At 53.1% G+C, this 19,378-nt stretch carries 20 protein-coding genes and 1 pseudogene; 12 read left to right on the plus strand and 9 right to left on the minus strand.

The features are described from left to right. Positions 1-26: 26 nt before the first annotated feature. The 5 genes and pseudogenes from DVK00_RS22495 to DVK00_RS18625 all read right to left on the minus strand — a co-directional run bounded on the left by DVK00_RS22495 (position 27) and on the right by DVK00_RS18625 (position 3,216). Positions 27-701 (minus strand): annotated as a pseudogene (locus DVK00_RS22495) (hypothetical protein). 95 nt (positions 702-796) lie between these two features. Continuing rightward, on the minus strand, positions 797-1,201 hold the full coding sequence (locus DVK00_RS18615; RefSeq protein WP_121578222.1) for a hypothetical protein: 405 nt from the start codon (positions 1,199-1,201) through the stop codon (positions 797-799). Positions 1,202-1,288: 87 nt separating this feature from the next. Further along, the gene (locus DVK00_RS18620; protein ID WP_121578223.1) at positions 1,289-2,110 is read right to left on the minus strand and encodes an IS5 family transposase; all 822 of its coding nucleotides are present in this window, start codon (positions 2,108-2,110) and stop codon (positions 1,289-1,291) included. 9 nt (positions 2,111-2,119) lie between these two features. Beyond that, positions 2,120-2,296 (minus strand): hypothetical protein, encoded by a 177-nt coding sequence (locus tag DVK00_RS21440; protein WP_158598828.1) that lies wholly within the window; start codon positions 2,294-2,296, stop codon positions 2,120-2,122. After that, complete coding sequence (locus tag DVK00_RS18625) at positions 2,293-3,216, minus strand: ArsR family transcriptional regulator (RefSeq protein WP_121578224.1); 924 nt, start codon at positions 3,214-3,216, stop codon at positions 2,293-2,295. The genes DVK00_RS21440 and DVK00_RS18625 overlap by 4 nt, the downstream gene beginning before the upstream one ends. 479 nt (positions 3,217-3,695) lie before the next feature. On the opposite strand from DVK00_RS18625, the gene DVK00_RS18630 reads away from it, so the two are divergent. From DVK00_RS18630 to DVK00_RS18680, 11 genes are all read left to right on the plus strand, one after another. Further along, on the plus strand, positions 3,696-4,532 hold the full coding sequence (locus tag DVK00_RS18630; RefSeq protein ID WP_121578225.1) for a CPBP family intramembrane glutamic endopeptidase: 837 nt from the start codon (positions 3,696-3,698) through the stop codon (positions 4,530-4,532). 438 nt (positions 4,533-4,970) lie between these two features. Continuing rightward, on the plus strand, positions 4,971-7,574 hold the full coding sequence (locus DVK00_RS18635; RefSeq protein ID WP_147435903.1) for a vWA domain-containing protein: 2,604 nt from the start codon (positions 4,971-4,973) through the stop codon (positions 7,572-7,574). 72 nt (positions 7,575-7,646) lie between these two features. Further along, entirely contained in the window at positions 7,647-8,648 is a 1,002-nt protein-coding gene (locus tag DVK00_RS18640; protein WP_147435904.1) for a hypothetical protein, read from the plus strand. Between the two features lie 22 nt (positions 8,649-8,670). After that, a complete protein-coding gene (locus DVK00_RS18645; RefSeq protein ID WP_121578228.1) occupies positions 8,671-9,465 on the plus strand; it encodes an N-6 DNA methylase in 795 nt (264 codons plus the stop codon). Between the two features lie 503 nt (positions 9,466-9,968). Beyond that, positions 9,969-10,382, plus strand: coding sequence for a hypothetical protein (locus DVK00_RS18650; RefSeq protein WP_121578229.1), 414 nt, complete (start codon positions 9,969-9,971; stop codon positions 10,380-10,382). Between the two features lie 38 nt (positions 10,383-10,420). After that, a complete protein-coding gene (locus tag DVK00_RS18655) occupies positions 10,421-10,711 on the plus strand; it encodes a hypothetical protein (RefSeq protein ID WP_121578230.1) in 291 nt (96 codons plus the stop codon). After that, on the plus strand, positions 10,708-10,956 hold the full coding sequence (locus tag DVK00_RS18660; protein ID WP_121578231.1) for a hypothetical protein: 249 nt from the start codon (positions 10,708-10,710) through the stop codon (positions 10,954-10,956). Before DVK00_RS18655 ends, DVK00_RS18660 begins: the two co-directional genes overlap by 4 nt. A 117-nt stretch (positions 10,957-11,073) precedes the next feature. Continuing rightward, positions 11,074-11,535 carry a hypothetical protein gene (locus DVK00_RS18665; protein WP_121578232.1) on the plus strand — a complete coding sequence of 154 codons (462 nt, stop codon included), beginning with the start codon at positions 11,074-11,076 and terminating at the stop codon, positions 11,533-11,535. A 148-nt stretch (positions 11,536-11,683) separates the two neighbouring features. Beyond that, positions 11,684-12,790 (plus strand): DUF6610 family protein, encoded by a 1,107-nt coding sequence (locus tag DVK00_RS18670; protein ID WP_233560839.1) that lies wholly within the window; start codon positions 11,684-11,686, stop codon positions 12,788-12,790. Positions 12,791-12,938: 148 nt separating this feature from the next. Then, a complete protein-coding gene (locus DVK00_RS18675) occupies positions 12,939-13,295 on the plus strand; it encodes a hypothetical protein (protein ID WP_121578233.1) in 357 nt (118 codons plus the stop codon). Continuing rightward, complete coding sequence (locus tag DVK00_RS18680; protein ID WP_147435905.1) at positions 13,295-13,639, plus strand: hypothetical protein; 345 nt, start codon at positions 13,295-13,297, stop codon at positions 13,637-13,639. The genes DVK00_RS18675 and DVK00_RS18680 overlap by 1 nt, the downstream gene beginning before the upstream one ends. A 17-nt stretch (positions 13,640-13,656) precedes the next feature. On the opposite strand, the gene DVK00_RS21225 is transcribed toward DVK00_RS18680, so the two are convergent. Beyond that, positions 13,657-14,601 (minus strand): hypothetical protein, encoded by a 945-nt coding sequence (locus DVK00_RS21225; RefSeq protein ID WP_147435906.1) that lies wholly within the window; start codon positions 14,599-14,601, stop codon positions 13,657-13,659. 85 nt (positions 14,602-14,686) lie between these two features. On the opposite strand from DVK00_RS21225, the gene DVK00_RS18690 reads away from it, so the two are divergent. Continuing rightward, the gene (locus DVK00_RS18690; RefSeq protein ID WP_121578236.1) at positions 14,687-15,514 is read left to right on the plus strand and encodes an IS5 family transposase; all 828 of its coding nucleotides are present in this window, start codon (positions 14,687-14,689) and stop codon (positions 15,512-15,514) included. Between the two features lie 629 nt (positions 15,515-16,143). Here DVK00_RS18690 and DVK00_RS18695 read toward each other — a convergent pair. The 3 genes from DVK00_RS18695 to DVK00_RS18705 form a co-directional block, all read right to left on the minus strand. Further along, complete coding sequence (locus DVK00_RS18695) at positions 16,144-16,578, minus strand: hypothetical protein (protein ID WP_121578237.1); 435 nt, start codon at positions 16,576-16,578, stop codon at positions 16,144-16,146. After that, positions 16,575-17,384, minus strand: a complete 810-nt coding sequence (locus tag DVK00_RS18700; RefSeq protein ID WP_304999843.1) for a ParA family protein — start codon at positions 17,382-17,384, stop codon at positions 16,575-16,577. Before DVK00_RS18700 ends, DVK00_RS18695 begins: the two co-directional genes overlap by 4 nt. A gap of 367 nt (positions 17,385-17,751) precedes the next feature. Beyond that, positions 17,752-18,969, minus strand: coding sequence for a phage integrase SAM-like domain-containing protein (locus tag DVK00_RS18705; RefSeq protein WP_121578239.1), 1,218 nt, complete (start codon positions 18,967-18,969; stop codon positions 17,752-17,754). Positions 18,970-19,378 lie beyond the last annotated feature (409 nt).

Genomic DNA, 19,378 nt, shown 5'->3' on the forward strand with positions numbered 1-19,378 from the left:
CACTTTCAGTTTCTATCCCCTCGTGGTCAGATAGTCGTTGAGCGACGTTCTACACGCCCATCGTTTACCGCGACGGCGTCTTTCCCTTCCAGACGTCTCACAATTTCCTGTACGTCCGCTGCAGGCCAGTCGAGTTCCTGTTGTAAGTCGGCCACCGACTTCGGTTCATCGAGGACGTGCAGCACTTCGAGTTCCTCGTAGACGTGCTCGGTGATCTCCGCAACGGGATCGTGCAATGGTGTCGTGAGGTTGTGTTCTTCGGTGAGATCAGCCAATGCTTCGTTCACATACGTCACGAACAGTTCTTGTTCAAGCAGTTCGACTTACGTCTCTAGCTCCGCTTCGACGATGTCGAAGTCGAGGCCGGTCTGTATCAACGAGAACATATCTTCGATGTCATCCACCCGACCGGCGACCGCTTTGAACAGAAAGATATCTTCTGGACTCACGAGCTCAACGACGAGATTTCCCGGGTCGAGATACCGTTCGCTCCGCTCACGAATGCCTGGTGAAAGGATTAGCTTGCCGATCACCTGCTGGTTGAAGATGTCGATGCGACACCCATCACCGTTCTCGAGGATGCGTTGGGCACCGAGTTCTTCGTACTCTTCGTCCGGCTCCTGGACGATCTCATATCCAAGTTCGAGAAGCACCACCTGTAGCTGACTCAGGTCGTCGCCGGAGGAGACGATAAGGTCGATATCTTTGGTCGTGGCTCTGTTGAAATCCTATTCTTCAGACATATTATTTCATGAAACATCCATTCCTGATGAGTACGAATAAGGCGATTAGAAGGTCAATTGGCGTTTCTAATATAGACGAAAAACGCGCGAGATACCACGCCAGACCAGACGAGTACAAGGAGACCGACCTCGCTAGAGGTAGACAGCCCCTCAGGAAAGAGAAGGAGACCGATGCCGATGAAAACCGCCATAATGAGTAGAAAGGAGACGTCGTTTTCCACGTACCTGCGACCGATACCTTGCTCGTCCCCGTACGTGAGGACGATGCCGAGAACAAGCCCAATGCCCACGGCAACCAAAAGAGTAACTCCGTACTCAATAGAAGGAACAGTCCCCTGCCACAATTCAAACCAGACCCACCCTGTTATGATAAGGCCAAGTACCAGCTCAAGGGCAATGGAACTATTCTCTCCTATCAGTCCATGCGAGGCCGCTTCGGGGGTATCTTCTGATTCCATATTATATCCTCTCTTGGTTCCAAGTTAATGATGGGTGTTTGTAACGAACCCAACGAGGCCCGACAAGTATATTCCTGTCTTGACTACTCAAAGTGACCTATCTACATTATGAATGAGACAGGCGATAGTGACTTCACGGAATTGCTTCCACCACCGTCGTGAGCGGACGAACGCACCGTACTTTCGCTTGAGCGTTGAGTTCACAGTCTCGGATTGACTCCGCTGGCCGTAGAGATCAGCGTCTAAGCGTGCGTTCCATGCCTTGTGGAGTGATGTGAACTCACGATGCTTAATCAGTGGCCGAACCTCGTGTTGCCGGGCGAGCCGTCTGATTTTCTGAGCGTCGTAGCCTTTGTCTCCGAGGAGAATATCGATACACTCGGGGTTGCGCTTGATCAACGACGGAGCGATCTGGCTATCGTGTTTTCGAGTCGTCGTCACGTGTAGATCGAGAATGGCGTTCACCTTCGCATCGACCAGCAACGTCACCTTGAGCTGCTGAATCGTGAGTTCAGCACGTTTCGTGTAGTGTTTCGAAGCGTGACTACGGTCGAACCCTGACGCATCAACTCCAACAACTCCGCTTGTCGGGAGTAACGTCGCTGAGAGAGTCAAAGTGATACGCCACACAGCCATATCAAGCCGGTTGAACGCCTTACAGAGCGTTGAAGCAGTAGGAAGTTCAGCTAATTCAAGAGCTCGACGAACGCGTGGCATCTCGATTAATTCGTCAAGCAGACCACGATAGGTCGTGTTCTTCCGAACTTTGAGACACAGCAGAACAACGTGCTGAGGAAGTGTGTAGCGGTGTTTAGAGAACTTCGAGGAGTATCGAGAGACCGCTCGACGTGCCAGATGGATCGCCTTCTCAGTAAACCGGAGAATCTGCGACTTCGGGAGGGCATTCATCTCGTTGAATTACAAGCCGAACATGTAACTCTCTGAGGATTTCAACAGAGCCTTGGTCGTCTCTTTGAGTCCGCGAAACGCCATCGACCCACCGCCAATCAAGAAGACGGTAAGTGGCTTGTCCAGCTGTTGGCCGATGCGCTCGATTTCCGAGCGAATGTATGAACTATCAAATCGCGCTCTCATGGCGTCACCTCGTACTCTTCAGCTAGTTCCTGGAAGTCATCCCACTCGGGAAGACGGGATGTCCGCTGGTCACCGCTGGTGTCGAGGTATGTGCAAAGATCGTCGACGACGTCGTCGACGCCGTACTTGGTGGCCTGAGCTCGGAGTTCGTCCCTGTCGATACTGGCGTGACTGAGCAAGAGTAGGCAATATGACTGAGCCCGTGCACCCGAATCAATCACGAGCATATGGCAGCACAATATTTCCGGTGAGAGTTCACTCGTCGACTCCGAATAGAGGTAGTATCGGCGGTCACGTGCCAACAGCGGCAGGTCATATCGTTGGAATTGGTCTGGCCCTGTCGGAATGAACTGCTCTTCGGTAATCTCAGTCGTCGTTTGGACCAGGAATTCGTCGAGGGATTCCCACAGAATGGTGTACGTGTTGGCCTGTTGTTCGACAGTCTGTCGGTGGACGTGATGGGCAAGCTCACGAGCGAATGCACTCAACTGTTCGAAGCCGTCATTCAGTGTATACGCGCCGTTGTCGGTTTGGTAAACGATTCCGCGATGCTGAAGCGGGGAAAGCGCACGGTGGACGGTACTCCTGTGGACATCGGTGTGACGTGCGAGATCAGTTACAGTCTGTGGGGTATCGAGAAAGTAGCAAACACGGAGAGCAGCCCCTGACAACAGCTCCGGCCAGTCGATGTGTGAATACTGCTGCGTGAGAGCGGCGAGTAACTCGAGTGCTTTTGCGTCCGATAATCGAATCTGCTTTGTTTTTCCTTGTCGACGTGTCTCGACGAGTCCAGACGTTTCGAGCTGGTCGACGAGTTCTGAGGTATAGCTGAGACTTCGATCGAGATTCGCCGCGAGCTCAGAGACCGTCTGCTCACCGCGGAGGACAGTGAGGGCACGAATCTCGCCTTCTGTGAGCATACTGTTGCATACTAGCGAATCGATATATAAATCACTTCGGTATTTTGCAACTCCAACTGCTATTTCACAGAGTGTTTGTTGCCATCGCCGAACTGATAGCAGGTGTTCCCACCAGTGCTGAATTAGAGAGCGAGGGTCGGTCAGTAAAGGCGGTACAGTGGCCGGCGAGCATTCGACGAACGGAGTGAGCGCAATTCACCGACCGCTCGGCTTCGCCTCGCGGTCAGCCTTTTTATCGTATATACTTTCGCCGAACGGTTTCCGCAGGCCGCGGCTGGCGTCAGAGGTAACCCAAGGCAGATCAAGGTACGTTCGTTTGCAAAATCGGTCGAACGCTAGAACAATGACGATTCTATTTATTGCACCAATAGAGGCATATCCACGCCAAAATTGGGCTCGTACAGAGTCGGAAATCCCATCTCGTCGGTACGCGACAATGTATAAGCTATCTCCAGTTGTTGGAATACCGTAATGGAGCAATGACCCACCCTATCTCAAAATCGGACGACAAAGATGTCGGAATTGCGGGTATAGTCCTGTTCTTGATTCTGACGTTCGCGTGGTCCTGGGGGTTCTGGGGATCGAAGGTCCTTCTCGAACTGGGTGTTGTTGAGGGTGTTCCGGTCTTGCCGAATCTCGGGGCGTTCGGCCCGACAGTCGCTGCGTTTCTCCTGGTCGCGTACGCGAATGGGTTCGCGGGGGTTCGGCAACTCGCTGGTCGAGCAATCCAGCTCGACTACCCCAAGCAGTGGATTCTCGTGGCGCTGCTGCTCCCACCGGCTATCGTCGGCGGCGCGCTCGCGGTAGCCGTTGTCACCGGCACGACACCGACGTTTCCCTGGGCGGGCCAACCGATCGTTCTCCTCCTCGCGTTCGTCTGGATCTTTCTGCTGGGAGGGCCAATCCAAGAGGAGTTCGGATGGCGTGGCTACCTCCTCGATCCGCTCCAGGAGCGGCTCACCCCACTCGGCGGTGGTCTCGCTGTTGGACTCGTTTGGGCAGTCTGGCATCTCCCGCTGTTCTACATCCCGAGCGAGACAATCTACTACGACAATCCATTCCTCGGGTTTGCCGTATCCATCACCTTACTCTCCGTGCTTATGACGTGGGTGTACAACAGTACGAACGGAAGCCTCCTCCCGGCGCTCCTCATGCACACCTCGTGGAACTGGGCCCAGGGGATGTTCCCCATTCTTGACTCCGATCCCGCGAGCCTCGCGATGGTCGGGCTCCTCGTCGCCGCCACCATCGTCGTTGTGGTGTATTCAGGATCAAAACGGTTAGGACAAACGGGCAGGGTCGCCCAATCTGACTAATTCCATCTCCTTTCAGAGTTGAACGCTATCTGACTCTCCTATGGTTGTTGTCTGAGTGGACGATGGTCTACGACGGTCGTGATAACCGATACGCACACCTACTGAGCAGATAGTTCAGTAGTCTCTGAGTGGTAAAATTCAGGCATCGTGCTGACTACACTGTCTATATTCCGCACCAAAGCAAAATTTGGCGCAAAAGAATATCTTTCAGGACCGGCTGGTTTGTGTCCCCCAACTCACAGAGGGCGTTCCATTCAGGAGTTTTCAACCGTGCCGCAATCCGCCACTAAGCTCACCGCCAGGAGTATCGTCAACGAACTCAATCCCCAGGTGACTGAAGTTACTCGCCTGTCGTCCCAGCGGGCTGACCGACTGCGAGAGTTTATCTGCGGCCATCTACCTCCCGACATATCGGTCGCTGTCCGAGTCTCACTGGGTGTGCAGACCGCAGCCGTGCTCCCTGCCGACGTCGACGCAGTTGTCTCATCAGATGCGACCGAAATCGAACGCGATCAAGCCAGAGCCCTCTTAGCCGATATCGATGCGGACTACCTAGTGCTGATAACGGGGAATGAGGCGGACTTAGACCGAGTACCACTCAACGACCAGCTCACTGCCGATCATGCACACCAGTTCGGACTCGCATTTCACGAACTGCTCCACATCCTCAAAACCGCTATTAGTGGCATCGGTGACCTCATCGAAGCTAACGTCGAATCCCAGTTCCACGAGCAGGTTCACGACCTCATCAATCTCATCGAGGATGGGGCAATCGAGTCAGAAGCTATTCACGGCGACAATTTCAGTGACAACGCTGGCATCCGTCTGGAATTGACTCGACGTCTCCACTCACAGACGCCAGAGGATTTACCTGCGGACAAGTGCCTCAAATATTCTTTCTGGGACGCAGTGACTGGATATCTCTACGACAGAGCTATCTTCGAGACTGGCACAATCGACTGCTTGCTCAACCCGAAGGATACACGACTCGAGTTCTTGACCGAGGCCGATAGAGATGCGTTTCTCAACGTCCGGAAACAGCTGGATGCGATGGTCGACAGTGCCCTCAAAATACGGAGCGCAAGTCGAGAGGATACCGACCACGGACATGATAAGACCGCTTCACTCCGCAGAGCACGGGTCGTAATCGACACCTGGAACAAGGGCATCAAGCCGTTGCTCGAAGTAGACGTCGGACCCAAGCAAACTTCCAGCGAAGATGGTGTTACGGCTCCGGAAGTAGACAACAGTGCTGCAAGGGGAGCTGAAGCACCTCACGAATCACAAAATGATGATCGAGGGGCAGATTCGAGTCGAAACGAAGAGGGATTGTCAGATTCACAGGCGCAAGAACCAGCTGGTGGACTGGGCGGAAATTTCGACACCGACGTTACACTCAACCGTCAAGCCACGGAGATGCCTGGACAGGATATCTTTGAGCAGCCGCTGATTACCCCTGAGCCCGATTCGACCACAACGCGGAGGTCAGACCCGTCTGATGGAGGCGGCGGAATTGAGCCAGAAACTGCTTCGGCATCTAATAGCCAACCCTCCCGGGGAAGTCCAGAACGATCGCCGGATAATTCGGATAATATGGATAATCCGAATTGTCAAGATACTGCAGGTGCCCGGACTGAGGGCGATACTGGTGAACCACAAACGAAGGCACAGGCAATCGCACAAGCGACAAAACGTGCAAGGGAGACACAGCAGGCCGATGATGGTCATCATGAGCAAGATGCGGTAGACGATGGTGACGACAAGCTGGAGTCAACGTCGGGTCAACTCACACTCGATACTTTCGAGCGAGACCGCCAACAAGCCCCTGGGAATAGTCCAAATTCGGAGGTCGAGGAGAGCGCCGGCGACGGCGAAGGAGGGTCGACGAATCTTCCCAGTCCCGATTTAGAAGGGGCGATAACGTCACCCAGCCCTGAGAGCAGCCGTGGTGAGGCGGAGATAGACCAGAGTGGCATAGTCGATAGTATGGCTCCCGAACTCCCAAGCGTCGACGAAACCCCGTCAGGACCGACTCACAGCCAGCAAGAGGATAGGTCCTCGGAGGGAGATATCCCGACCTTCGAGAAGGCGCTCTCTCAAGATAAGCGAGCAGCCCACGGTGAAGCCAAAAGAAATGGTATCGATGAAGAGGCCCTCGAAGTTGAATTCGAGGCGCTAGCGGACCAATTCGCTCGTGCTACAGGAGAAGAGCAGGAGAAATCATCCGCTCCCTTAGAACAAGATGAAGGCTCGGCAGGCGGCCCCGGCAGCCTTGAGGAATTTAATGTCTTGCCAGTGGGTGGAACTCCCGTTCCGAGAAACGAGTGGGCTGACGTAGAGAAAGGTGCTGAGCGGGTCGGAGACACGCTCGATATGTATCTCAGGTTAGATCGGCGAAAGAGTGTTCGTCGAGGACTCACAGCCGGCGCGTACGACATCAGGGCAGGACATCGGTTGGCAATCGGAGACCCTCGTGTGTGTAAGAGTCGGACCCTCGGAAACGAGAAGCAGTACTCCTTGGTCCTTATTCTCGATCGGTCGGGGTCGATGCGGAGAGGGACACCCGCAAAAATTGATGTCGCCACGAAAGCCGTCGCACGATTCGCTGTCGCAGCCGAAGGGTTGGGAATCAACGTTGCAATCGTAGACTTCATCGACAACGAAGCCCGTCTTGCCAAGCCGTTCAGTGTCGAGAGCAGGCACCTCCAGGCAACGTTGCTCGATACCTCCTGTGGCGGTGGGACGCCTCTGGCAGACGCTATCTCACTTGGGAACCAACTAGTGGAAACACAGCGTGACGAGCCGCTTATCATCACAATGACGGATGGACTCCCCAGTGACAGCGACGATGTCAAAGTTCAGATTCGGGACTCAATCGCTCCAGTCTGTTCGCTGACGCTCGCAACGGATTGTACCCCTGGGTCTCCGCCAGCTAGAGCTGAAGAACTGGCCCAGTATTTCGAGCGGGAGTCAGTAATCTACTCGGCCGAACGGCTTGATGATCGGCTCGAACAGTTCGCGAGTTTGCTCGCGGGCTTTTAGCCTCAGTTAGACGTCTGAGTTCACCGCTAGTTTGTGGCCCCCAGAGGGGTGAGGGTGCTTCGTCCGAACTCCATGAGCAGTCCAACTATCGAATCAGCAGACGACCGTGTGCCACCACTCTCGTTACCAGCCGGAGCTCTCTCCCGTAGCGACCGGCGGTATGAGTACGAGGTTGGCGTCGATCCGCCAGATATCGAGCCCATAGAACATCAAATCCGTCTCGATTTCATTAACGGCGAGCGGATTCGGGCCGACCACCTACTGAGCGATTACAATCATTGGACCTACGATGCTGATGATCCGTCTACCGACCCTTGGCTCCGAGGGCCGGCGAAACCGAATGGGCTACAATTCGCTGAGGAGTCCTGTCTTAACCGGGTGAGAGAAGAAGAACGCTTCTTCGAATGCCCAGAGGACAGCGCTGTGATAGCGGATGCTCCAGTCTACCTTGCAGCACAATTAGAGGAGGTCAGAGAGCACGACGACACCGAAAGCGCACTCGAAAAAGCGAGAGAACGACGCGTAAACTGGTACCGAGAATCGATTCCCGGTAAGAACCTGTACCAGATACTCAAGAAGTCCTCATATGGAACGCTCATCGGTGGTGGGAAGGGGCCATCAATAGCCACTGCTGCATTGACCGAGGATAATGTGTTTGAGGGAATAGTCGTTGTCAGTGAGGACACGGACCCGAAAAAATACGCCAGACAGCAGAACCTCCCGGAAGAGTTCGTCTATCGTGAGTCAGAATTCAGCCATACGGATTCGGATCCCGCTCCCTCTATCGCGGACTTTGGAATCGAATTGCCTGCACCACTATTGGTTGGTCGCTTTGTTAACGGTAGTCGGTACCCCTTCATTCCCTGGGGAGATGGATTGACCTGCTTCTGTCCGTACAAGCATGACCAAGCGTGGCGGGTCATGTGCAAACACGAATTGCTTGCGAGCAATATCTGTGGGTTCGAATCGTCATCGATCTTCATCCCGAAGGCCAGAGGTATCGATATTCCACATCGGGCACGGCGATTCGTCAGTCCCGAAATAGCCGCGACGCACCGACCGACGACCAACTGAGCCGACTTTCGTTTGTACACACATGACTACATTACTGGACGATGATATCCGAAAGAGGGTAACTGATCCTCTTGACTCGATTCATCAAGAAACCGGAGACACCCCGTTTCGAGTGTTTTCCGACTGGGTCAACCTAACACTCGCTAGCTTCAGCGGTGATGAAGAAAGCTATCAGAAAACACTCAGCCGATACGGGAGCAACGGATTCGATGAGGATGCTGTAGGCCAACTAGTCAATCTTCATGCCGAGGCTCTTGGGGGATTAGTCCTCGGAATAGAAGATTCAAATGAGGATATTCTGGGTGGGGTGTACGAACACTACGGCCTGACTAGCGACCGCTTTGGCCAGTACTTCACACCAGGACCGGTAAGCCGAGCGATGGCAGCGATGACTATTTCAGACGACGGGGATCTACGAGAGGCAACACTTGATGATCCACTGGTCATCGGTGACATATCCGGGTGTGGGAGTGGACGACTTATCGTGGACAGTGCTCGGCAGTTACGGACAGTTGCTCCCGAGGTCCCGGCTGTCTTCCTTGGATACGAAAAGGATTCGCTGTGTGCGAAGATGGCAGTAATCAACTTCGTACTCAACGATGTCATTGGGTATGTTCTCCTCGGTGACGCTCTGAAACTCAAGCCTCAGAAAGTGTGGTCCGCTGGAACAGGACGGATGCTCAAAGGGGAACGACCAGTATCCGTATTGACTGCTGAAGAGACGGATTGGGTCGTGTCACGATTCTTCGGAGAGGAAGACAGAAACGCTGCTGAAGAAACCTCACAGGGATCTCTTGTCGACTTTGAACTCGGATAGCCGATGTGGAGAGACTGAAATCGCCGAGAAACCGGGTTGTAACGGTTGTAAACTCCTCTATTTTATGCGGAATCTCGACGTGTTGCAAACCGTGAATGTCGCCCAAAGATATCCCACTCACAGTCCTAAATCCGATGTCGAAGCCGATTCTTACAGGATGCTAACGATAATGGATGGTCCGGGTGTCAAAGGGTTAGAGCGGTATTGGCTCGGTTATTACCGAGAGGATCTACACGATGATGATGGATCGTTTCTGGCACGACCAGTGGGACATCAAGAGCTACCCCACCCGATGACACGACCTGAAATTGAAGACTGGGCACTTGACCGGTTGAGTATTCCTGAGGACGCGTTCTAGAGATTGGGATCATCAGATAGAGTCTGAGTAGGTGGCCCCACCCTCCGCGAACTACTCTGGTTTATTTTCCGCGGGCGGACTGGCGGGAACGTGACGGCTATCTAGTGACGCCGTTAACGGAGTCTTTTCCGCCGACGAGGATATCATGTCTACAGAGAATCCTAAGAAAAGCAGCTGCACAGAGCGATCGTTCGCGGTCCATCATCAGAGTGTATTCGTAGAAGATACGGTCAGCTCTGACGGTATCGACGAGACTGAACTGCTCGAAATCGATGACACACCCTTCGAAACCACACTGTCTGACCACGGGCTGGATATCGACACACAGGCCAGAACCCCACGAATCGACAGTGGAGGGAGCCAAGAGTTCGTCGATGACAGACCATTGTCTGCTATCCGAGCGAGCAACGGAGGGAACGGCACGGAGGGGAGACAAGAAGCACTCTTCGTCAACACCGAGGTTGACCAGCGGACGTTGGGTGGCGGCCAAGCCAACGCCAGGTGCCTGTTCGAAACTGAACCTCGACAGAAATCCAGACTCAATGCCGATGAGGAATAGCTTGTATCTCCTGCAGGTTTGTCTCACCCGACGAGGTGATGGCTTCGAGAAGTACAGATAGGAAACCTGGCCGGGAACAGCAAGTCTACGATGTCGTAATCGAAATAACTCTGGAAAATACCGACCGAGAGGTAGCTGATGAGTTCTCGATGGCACTGCAGATTAGGGAACTCGACCTCGCCTCAATCGAGGTGATTCTATCGGTGGTTGCGCCAAACCAATGCGCTGCCTACGCCAGAGGGAACGCGCTAGCCCGGGCCGTACTGGATGCTGCCGGTCTCGTCGATGCATATCGTATCGGAGACGTCTCTCTAATCGAGGTACGATGATGCTCGTCTGTCCGGAGTGTCTGGAGGGTAAATTCTCGTGGGTTGTCGAACAGGTTCAGTTCGGTGCAGTGTACGAACTGGAGAACGGGGGATACACCGAAGAGACTTGGAAAAACGGGGATATTGTGGGTGACGACATCGCTGACAACGGGGTATTCTGCTGTAGGTGCATGGAAGCTCGAGCACACGAAGAACTTGTCCCAGCAAACGGGGCCACTGACGACGCTGCAGTCGGGGCAGAATAAGGCCAGTTTCTACCTGTGTAGATCCAGTAGTGTTAAAGACAGCTTTCAGAGCTTTCTATCAAGCCGTAGGATGTGTGAAACGGACTCAACCAAGATAGATGCAGGAAATAAATACTAATGAGTGAATCCTTCCCAAGGACAGAGAGTGGTGAACCGGATTACGAACAGGCGATTGCGGAATTGACGTTCGACGAAGCTACCCCGGCTTCGCCAGTGTATATTTCCGATGGTACGGAAACGCTGGGAGTTACCGACGTGGATGAGCAGAGCGGCTCAATCCGGTTGGAATATTCCGGAGGAGGAACTGGGACAGTCGACTTAGAACAGCTCTGGAACGACTGGGTAGACGGGGGACTCATTTACAAGCAAAAGCAATTCCTGAACACCGAAGAGAGCGTGTATGATACAGAGACACATGCGACAGTCGCTCGAACGGTTATTGCTGACGCACTGAGTATTGCCCGAGATGAGCTGGGGGATCTCGAATCACGTGCACCCGAGGGTGGTCCTTGGACAGAAGATGTCCGTAACACCATTACCCAGTTGCAGATGGCATTAGAGACGGGTGCAGAGCGGTAGCAATTGGATTTTGGCGGAGTATACCGTAACCAGAGCACATAATTTCGGCAATCTCAGCATAACGGAGCGAGGTCAGTACCCCGCTGTGGAGAACTTCGGAACGTGAGACGCAGCTGAATTTATCGGCGACGAGCCTGTGCGCCGCCAAATGCCCGGTTACACCTTCGTCATGGGAAACACCATTACTTCTAAGAATGTCGCGTCAGGGCCGACTGTTCAACCGGAAAGACGCTCTGAGGGACTCAATGACCACACCGATGTCGCCGAGAAAGTCGCACGAGCCCGACAAGCAACCTATGTTGCATTTCTGTCTCGGCACCCATTCGCGACAGACGCATATGAGGTAGGCTTCGTGACTGGGGTTCGTGAAGACTGTAGCCTGCAGACAACTACTCTCCGTAACGTCGACGTCCCAATACTGATGTTGGATAATGACTTCAAGAATCCAGACCTGCAGAGATATCTGTCGCGATTTCGGAAAATCGAGCCCGAAATTGATGTCGTCGGAGACGCACGTTCAGCCGATGAAGCACATATCTTCGTCGAAGCAGTCCGTGAGCTGAAAACAGAGTATCCAGACTCAACGCTCATCATAGTCCCAAAATGCCACGAGGCAATCGATATCGTCGGTTCAGCCGACGTACCGGGCACAGAGATTGTATTAGGCTACTCAATGGGATACTCAGATATCCTGGCCTCAGACTTCTCGGACTACTCGGACTGGCGTGGACGGCGTGTACACCTGCTAGGAGCAAGCCCAACCAAACAGTGGGAGGTGATTCAACAGTTGACCTCACCAACGTTGTTCGGCGATCCACCTGCAGATATCGTCGGGCTGGATTGGAACGGTGCGCACAAAGTCGCCTATATCGGTGAATATTGGAGTCGGGAAGGCTGGCAACGAAGCGACCATCTCTCCATCAGGGAAACAGTGAAGAAGAGCCTTCGTGAGATGCGCTTGTTCTGGAAAGAACGCGGTGTCTGGCCTCGTGAGGGGACGGCCCCGGTTGACCGTTTAGGTGAGGCTGTCCAGGTGCCAGACGATGAGGTGTTTGCAAACGGAATGCACATCTCTGAAGCGGGTGACTACGAGGGTCCGGATGATTGGGAGGATCGACTTGACCCCGAAGACGATGAGACGACACCACTCGAACATGCAATCGTCCACCAGTATACCGACGGCAGTATCCGGGCATTTCGCTCAGAAACCGAGCGGGCATACATCGAATACCACGAGGGCTTGATTACGCCGTAGACAGTCCGTAGATAGCAAAACCCACAATCACCACCGACTGTGGGCGAGCCTGTCAGCCATCAACTCTGCAAGGAGAATTGTAGCGTAGAAGAAGGAACTCCACTCTGGCGAATTTGTTTCCCCCAATAGAGGCGAGGGCTTGAATTCAATGGACTCCATCACAGCGTCACAAACCGTTTCTCGACCACCCGTTTTCTCAGAGGAAAGCATCGCGCACATCCGCCGTGTAAAGCACCTTCGCGCTATCGTCAGAGAAGATCTCGGTCCTGATGTTGAGCGTGACGGTCTGGAACAAAAAGTAGCTAGTTCACTGTATCACCACCATCCGTCGATTCGGCTCGAAGATGCACTGGAACTGAAGTGCCATCTGAAAGAGCCGTCTACGGAGGGTTCGACAGACTCTGCTATCAAGGGCATCGTCGACGAAGCTTGTACACTACTGGAGAGCTGGGATCGCCTCGGTCAGACCCAGTCTGAGGACCCGAATGCAGCCTTTGACTACTAATGGCCACCGACAAGGCGGTTCTAGAAACGATTCCTCCAGAGAAACTTCTTGCTGCTACAAGATTACGTGTCATTAGGGCAGCGATTCGAATGTTTACCGAGGCAGAGAGTCTCGACGCCTATATTTCTCACGAGAGAAATAGGGGAAGACGGGAGGGTATACTCAGAATGCTTCGTGACCGGAAAAACGAACTCAGTGAGGCATCCGACGGAAGCCCCCAAGATGGAAAATTGAAACAGTATCCAACAAAGGCCGCCCACACGGAACCATTAGAGATAATCCACACGGAATACGAACCTCGTTTGATACGGCGAGAGTTCGCACCCGACTGGAATGACCTATAAATAGTCCTGAGAAGAGTTCAATCCCTTTCGCAGAAAACTTGCTTGACCGGGTGGCGAAGCGCTGCTAGTCGGCTGAGATCGCCTTTTCGATATGGGACTGACCAGGTGCGAGTGTTCCCTTTCAGGTCTTTGCGGCCGATAATGATTCTTACCGGACCTCTCGGAGTCTTCGCGAGAGATAACCAACTCTCGCATAGTGATGTTCCACAGAAACTTATTGATGGTCCTGATACCCACAGGTTGCTATTCTCGTTCGAATACCCACGTTTGAACCAGGCTTGAGCGCTGTCCATGAACTGCTCAAACCGATCTGGTAATTCTTCGCCGATATGGCAGATGAGATATGATGAATTTCCCTTGTCCATGTCTTTCTTCCAGAACTCTAAGAAGACGTGATCAGACGGAGCTTGGATCACATTTACCCATGCTCGCTCCGTTCCCTTTCCGTGGAGCGATATAGAGGAAATTTTCTGCCAGCCGTCTGGTGATGTGCCCGAGTCATAGTAGCCCCGAAGCGGGGGGACCACTTCGAGGGCATGGGCACGGAGATATTCATCCGGGAACGGGACAGAAATCTCAACCGCATCGGGGGAGTCTGGTTTGAGGAGCTGTTGGACAACTTCAGAGTAGCCGTCGACATCTTCAGTAATTGGGATAGCGTGAGGCCATGGAGTCCGAAGTTGGTCTTCTGTAAAGGTCATATCATGGCCGTCGAAATCTTCCTGATAAGCCCAGTAGACTGCGTAGCCCGCCAGGAGAAGCTCACTCGATATAGCGTCTACTTGTTTATCGTCATTCGTTGGCCGGAACTCGACGGCAATGCCGTTCCCGTACGGAAACACGGGCCTTTCGAAGGTAGCAATGACATCAGCAGTATGCTCTATCTTTGGGATCGGTTCTTCGTGGGCAACAGATGCCGACGGAAAGAACTCCCTGAGCTTCATTGCCGCAACGGTTTTCATTTTGGCTGGCTCTGGTGAATCGCTGTATAGCGTCGACTTCGACCGTCAGAACTAGAAAGTTGAAGCGGGAAACCGCCGATGGTTCATGTCTAAGATTTCCCACTTCACGCAGAAAGCGGTCCAGTTAGCTAAAAATGCTGTTGGTGAGCGAGGTGAAGTCGCCGCCCCCGAAGGGGGTGGCGGCTTCGCCGAGTATGCGGTGGTGTCGCTGCACTGTCTGCGGGTTTACCTGGAAAAATCCTACCGCGAAGCACTTGATTTGCTGAGCGAGATGCCACAAATACTCGGGGAGATCGGCCTCGACGCGGCCGATCTCCCCGATCACTCGACGCTAGTCAAGTGGTTTGATAGAATCAAGACAGCACTCTGGCGAGTGCTGCTGCGCCTCTCGGCGCAGGAGCACGAGCCATCCGGTCACGCCGCTATCGATGCAACGTTCTTCGACAGAGAAAACGCTAGCAAGCACTACTGTCGGCGGACGAATTACCGGGTTCAGACGCTCAAAGCGACAGCTCTCGTCGACACGGAAAGCCAAGCAATTCTGGATGTTCATTGTACGACTGAGAAACGCCACGACACGCAGCTCGGCTGGCAGGTCGCCCGCCGCAACGCGGGCGCCCTCGCCAGCCTCGCTGCCGACAAAGGGTACGACTGGATGGAGTTACGCGACAAACTCCGCGAAGAGGGCGTAAGACCGCTAATCAAACATCGAGAGTTCCGGCCCATCGATCACGCGCACAACGCGCGAATCGATGAGCCGCGATACCGCCAGAGAGCCATGTGTGAGACCGTCTTCTCCACGATCAAGCGCACGCTCGGCGACGCCGTGCGTGCGCGAACCTGGTACGGTGAATTTCGTGAACTCGTTCTGATGTGTGCGGTTCACAACATCAAGCAATCGCTAAAACAGTGAAATCAAGCTATGTCTGGCGATTCACCACGGCCTTTTGGCTTGAACAGTAGATTCTCCCGGACACATCGACCCCGCAGGATGAAAGAAATGCTCTGCAACAAAGTTACCACGATTATAATGGGAGCTTCGAACGCGCAGATTGCACTCACACAGTGGGCACAGGACGTGGTCATTTACCCCGACGTCGAGCGGAAGGACACGATCTCCGTCGGGATTCATTGCTAGATAGGGCATTTCAATCGGTGACGAAAGTCTCTCTTCGCAAGCTAGTACGTGATACGATGATAAATACAGAATAGACCGTTCAGGTCCAGAACCTCATAATATCCACACATACGCACTATCGGGAGTCCTCGCCAGACTGGCTGTAGCTCAACTCTGATGAGAAGGCGACTTCACACTCACGTCTACCCACACCGATAGTCAAACACCCTCCAATGGTGCAGCTATCGTCGAAGCACCCTCCTAAAGGCTCGAAAATGATTTGCTCATTTTCTGCGGGTCAGACTTGATGAGTATGCTTGTCGCTGTGGTATATCGATGGCTGAGGTATATATCAGTACCTGTCAACCTCTCGGAACTGATATTCACCAAAAGCGATGTGGGCAGTAAGTGAGTTATCTTCAAATCTATTTGCTTCGCTGATTCAAAACAATCTCCTCAAGATCATCATGATCTAGACCAGCCTTGATCAGACCTTCAAAGAAGTGTTTGTGCTTCTCGATTTCTTCCTTGCCGTCGATCATCAGCTGGCCATTGATCTTCCGGTATCGCTCGTCGACTTTCTCCACGAGATCCTCTGAAATGTAAATCGCAGTATGTGGCCTCGACCGTCTGGTATCAGTATCCGATGAGTCAGAATCGTCGGAGGTCTGACTGTCCGGTTCGCTTTTGTTCGGCGAGGTCTCGGTTGTCTCCTCTGCTTGTACCGCTTCTGTATTGTCCGAGTTATCCGTATTATCCGAAGACGCTGTCTCGTCGCCCGTTGAGGAGTCCTCATCTTCGTCGCTGCTCTGAGGTTTATGCTCCTCAAACCGGTCCATCAGTGGATTATCGTCGCTCATTGGTATTGCTCCAGGTGATCAGCGATACGGTCGTACGCTGCGATCACATCCTGCTGAGGACCGTCATCCCAGGGATAGCCAGCATCGTCCGGATCGTACTCGAATATCGATGTCCGATATTCTATCGCGTGTTCTACGACATCGCGTTCGGGAACATCGAAGACATGGTCTTCACCGAAAGTCTCGAAGAACCACTCCTCGACCTCACGAGCGACATTGCCTTGAGACGGAACTTCATTGAGTACGGCTCCAAGCGTCGTGATACTGTACTGGTCGAATTTCGCCTCGATTGTATCTATCTCCTCGAACAGTATCTCCAGACTGTCTCGCGCAATCGTGTTGGGATGACTCGGGAACAGGACGTTTTCAGCTGCTATTAGTGCCCCGTCAGAAAGTGGGCCAAGGTTTGGCGGACTGTCAATGACGATGAAGTCGTAATCTGTGTCCAGCCGATCTACGGCCTTTCGCAAAGATTCGTGGCCGCCAGCTTCGGAGTACAGGTATTTTTCGAGGTTGAAGTTCTTCAGGTGGCTTGGGACGATATCGAACTCTGCAGAGTCGATAATTAACTGGTCTAAATCATCATACGTGAGGTCGCCCATATCGCTGAGAACGTCAAACAACGCAAACTCACCAGACCGGTACTCCTCTCGAAGCCCCATTTTGAGTGTTGCACCCCCTTGTGGGTCGGCGTCGACGACGAGAACATCGTGGCCTCTGGCATTCAGCGCCCCTGCGGTATTGATACTGGTCGTCGACTTTCCAACGCCGCCCTTCTGCATTGATATTGTAACTCTAAACGTCATGGATTGTTTGTATTAGTCGTATTATCCGGATTATCCGTCTTATCCGACCCATCCGTGTTATCTACATTATCTCTCTGTGACAGCCAATCTTATAAAATTACGTCAGACACAGTATGTACGGAGTGTTTAGCGTTCTAAGGGAACTTTGACCATACTGGATTATACGGATAATACGTATGTGAGGGGACTCTGGAACAGAGTGAAATACGGATAATCTATATAATACAGATAATCAAGATAATCCGTCAGTCCACATGTCGGGGATAATTTGGATTACCTGGATAATCTGTTTAATCCAGCTAACATCAGTAATCCCGATTGCTGCGGATTATCCGTATAATCCATTGAGGCACAAAAAAGACGGAATCTACTCAGTAGAATCTTGATTATCAGATTGTGGGGCTTCGTCGAAGGCTTCAGCAGCGAGATCAGCGAGCTCTCCGGCCTCGATATGTGAGTAGTGCTCTCGAACAACCTGCTCAGAGTTATCCAGCAGTCGGGCAGCTTCACCATGTCCGTATTTTCGGACCATTACTTCACCAGCCGCTCGACGAGCCCCATGAGGAGCGAGATATCCGTGGGTGTCATCGTCTAATTCAATTCCCGCCCGATCAGTGAGACGCTTCATGACGTCGCGACCGCCATGCGTCGTCATAGCGGAGGGTGCTACCCCGTACTCAGCACAGAGTTCTATCATTGAGAGTTCCCCTTCAGAGACTTTTTCAAGGCGTATTTTTTCTATTTCTTCGTTATCGTACCCTCTCTCCAGTAGACTGTTAGAGAAGTCCTGAACGAGCGTTGAATACGAGAGCGAAGGGAAGACAGGCCAATCATCAGATGGTGGGTCCAGAACCTGCTTCAACCGTTCCAGGGACGGTACAGCGGGTGCTGGCAGTGCTCGGTCATCCCAGCGCTGCTTCTTCGCGAGCACCTGGAGACTGTTATCCCCAAGCGAAAGGTCGGACCATCGTAGGCCATCTCGACCACGGCGGCCATCGTCGATGTCAGCAAGAATCTCAGCACCGCGAACACCGGAAAAACAGAGCAAATTGACCAATGCTCGGTTTCGACAGTCTTTGATCGCGGCTTTCGGGTCATCACTGATAGCGTCAATCGCGTTGTAGGCCTGCTCGTCGACATATGAAAGCAACTGCTCCCGGTGCTCACGGGACCACGCCTGTTGCTCACCCGATTTTCGTCCCGTGTCTTCTGGCAGCGGTTCCTTGGCCCGAGTGCGCTGGGCTGGGTTCTCTGAGAGATGCCCTTCCCGAGATGCCCATCCGAGGAAGCCCGAGACGTGCGCGTAGTAGTTCTTGATAGTGCCTTCAGCCCAGCCCTGGCGGGAGAGATATCGAGCGTACTCTCGAAGGTCAGCGACAGACAGCTCCTCGAAGGTCGCAGGAGAACCAGGTCTGTCAGAGAGGAATTCGAGGAATCGGTCGATCTCACGCTCCGCGTGTCGTCGATAGTTCCCACTCTCGCCATCCCGCCCCTTGCCCTTGTCGAGCAGATAGTCCTCGACCACGGAGGAGATGGCGATGGCACCCGTCTCATCGTCGGAGTCCGTCTTTGGCTCGGATGGCATCAGTACGTCACTCCATGGAGGACGGTGAACCGCTGCACTGGACCCAACAGAAGTGTTCGGGTGGTTTGTTGGGGTTTACCCCTGGTTCTGGGCCGAGACATCATGTTCGCGTTGGGGGAGGGCGGCCATGTTGAAAAAAGTGCTTACGTTTATTGGAGTAAACGTAAGCACTCTGTCTCAAACGAATATACCTTGAATTGGGGCACTTGAAGCTTGGAAAGGGCCGTTTTGGGCTAATATAAATTGTGTATATCACATACCGCTATACTATTTCCGGCAGGGTGGAAGTTGAGACTACAGCGGGTTTAGCGGGGCTATGATGCGTGCATTTGGACGGTTAAGTGATCGAGGATATCTTCAGATTAGCTCTCAACCACTCGATCATGTTGTACTGGTGATAATAATGCCA

Origin of the sequence: Haloarcula sp. Atlit-47R, assembly GCF_003665985.1 — an archaeon.
In the GTDB taxonomy this organism is placed as follows: Archaea; Halobacteriota; Halobacteria; order Halobacteriales; family Haloarculaceae; genus Haloarcula; species Haloarcula taiwanensis.

Bases quoted from the DNA above. Each gene is read 5' to 3' on its own strand.
- DVK00_RS18640 (WP_147435904.1), top strand. From the start codon at position 7,647: ATGAGCAGTCCAACTATCGAATCAGCAGACGACCGTGTGCCACCACTC.
- DVK00_RS21440 (WP_158598828.1), bottom strand. From the start codon at position 2,296: ATGAGAGCGCGATTTGATAGTTCATACATTCGCTCGGAAATCGAGCGC.
- DVK00_RS21225 (WP_147435906.1), bottom strand. From the start codon at position 14,601: ATGAAAACCGTTGCGGCAATGAAGCTCAGGGAGTTCTTTCCGTCGGCA.
- DVK00_RS18630 (WP_121578225.1), top strand. From the start codon at position 3,696: ATGACCCACCCTATCTCAAAATCGGACGACAAAGATGTCGGAATTGCG.
- DVK00_RS18655 (WP_121578230.1), top strand. From the start codon at position 10,421: ATGGCTTCGAGAAGTACAGATAGGAAACCTGGCCGGGAACAGCAAGTC.
- DVK00_RS18705 (WP_121578239.1), bottom strand. From the start codon at position 18,969: ATGCCATCCGAGCCAAAGACGGACTCCGACGATGAGACGGGTGCCATC.
- DVK00_RS18680 (WP_147435905.1), top strand. From the start codon at position 13,295: ATGGCCACCGACAAGGCGGTTCTAGAAACGATTCCTCCAGAGAAACTT.
- DVK00_RS18645 (WP_121578228.1), top strand. From the start codon at position 8,671: ATGACTACATTACTGGACGATGATATCCGAAAGAGGGTAACTGATCCT.
- DVK00_RS18660 (WP_121578231.1), top strand. From the start codon at position 10,708: ATGATGCTCGTCTGTCCGGAGTGTCTGGAGGGTAAATTCTCGTGGGTT.
- DVK00_RS18695 (WP_121578237.1), bottom strand. From the start codon at position 16,578: ATGAGCGACGATAATCCACTGATGGACCGGTTTGAGGAGCATAAACCT.
- DVK00_RS18675 (WP_121578233.1), top strand. From the start codon at position 12,939: ATGGACTCCATCACAGCGTCACAAACCGTTTCTCGACCACCCGTTTTC.
- DVK00_RS18665 (WP_121578232.1), top strand. From the start codon at position 11,074: ATGAGTGAATCCTTCCCAAGGACAGAGAGTGGTGAACCGGATTACGAA.
- DVK00_RS18615 (WP_121578222.1), bottom strand. From the start codon at position 1,201: ATGGAATCAGAAGATACCCCCGAAGCGGCCTCGCATGGACTGATAGGA.
- DVK00_RS18670 (WP_233560839.1), top strand. From the start codon at position 11,684: ATGCCCGGTTACACCTTCGTCATGGGAAACACCATTACTTCTAAGAAT.
- DVK00_RS18690 (WP_121578236.1), top strand. From the start codon at position 14,687: ATGTCTAAGATTTCCCACTTCACGCAGAAAGCGGTCCAGTTAGCTAAA.
- DVK00_RS18650 (WP_121578229.1), top strand. From the start codon at position 9,969: ATGTCTACAGAGAATCCTAAGAAAAGCAGCTGCACAGAGCGATCGTTC.
- DVK00_RS18700 (WP_304999843.1), bottom strand. From the start codon at position 17,384: ATGACGTTTAGAGTTACAATATCAATGCAGAAGGGCGGCGTTGGAAAG.
- DVK00_RS18625 (WP_121578224.1), bottom strand. From the start codon at position 3,216: ATGCTCACAGAAGGCGAGATTCGTGCCCTCACTGTCCTCCGCGGTGAG.
- DVK00_RS18620 (WP_121578223.1), bottom strand. From the start codon at position 2,110: ATGAATGCCCTCCCGAAGTCGCAGATTCTCCGGTTTACTGAGAAGGCG.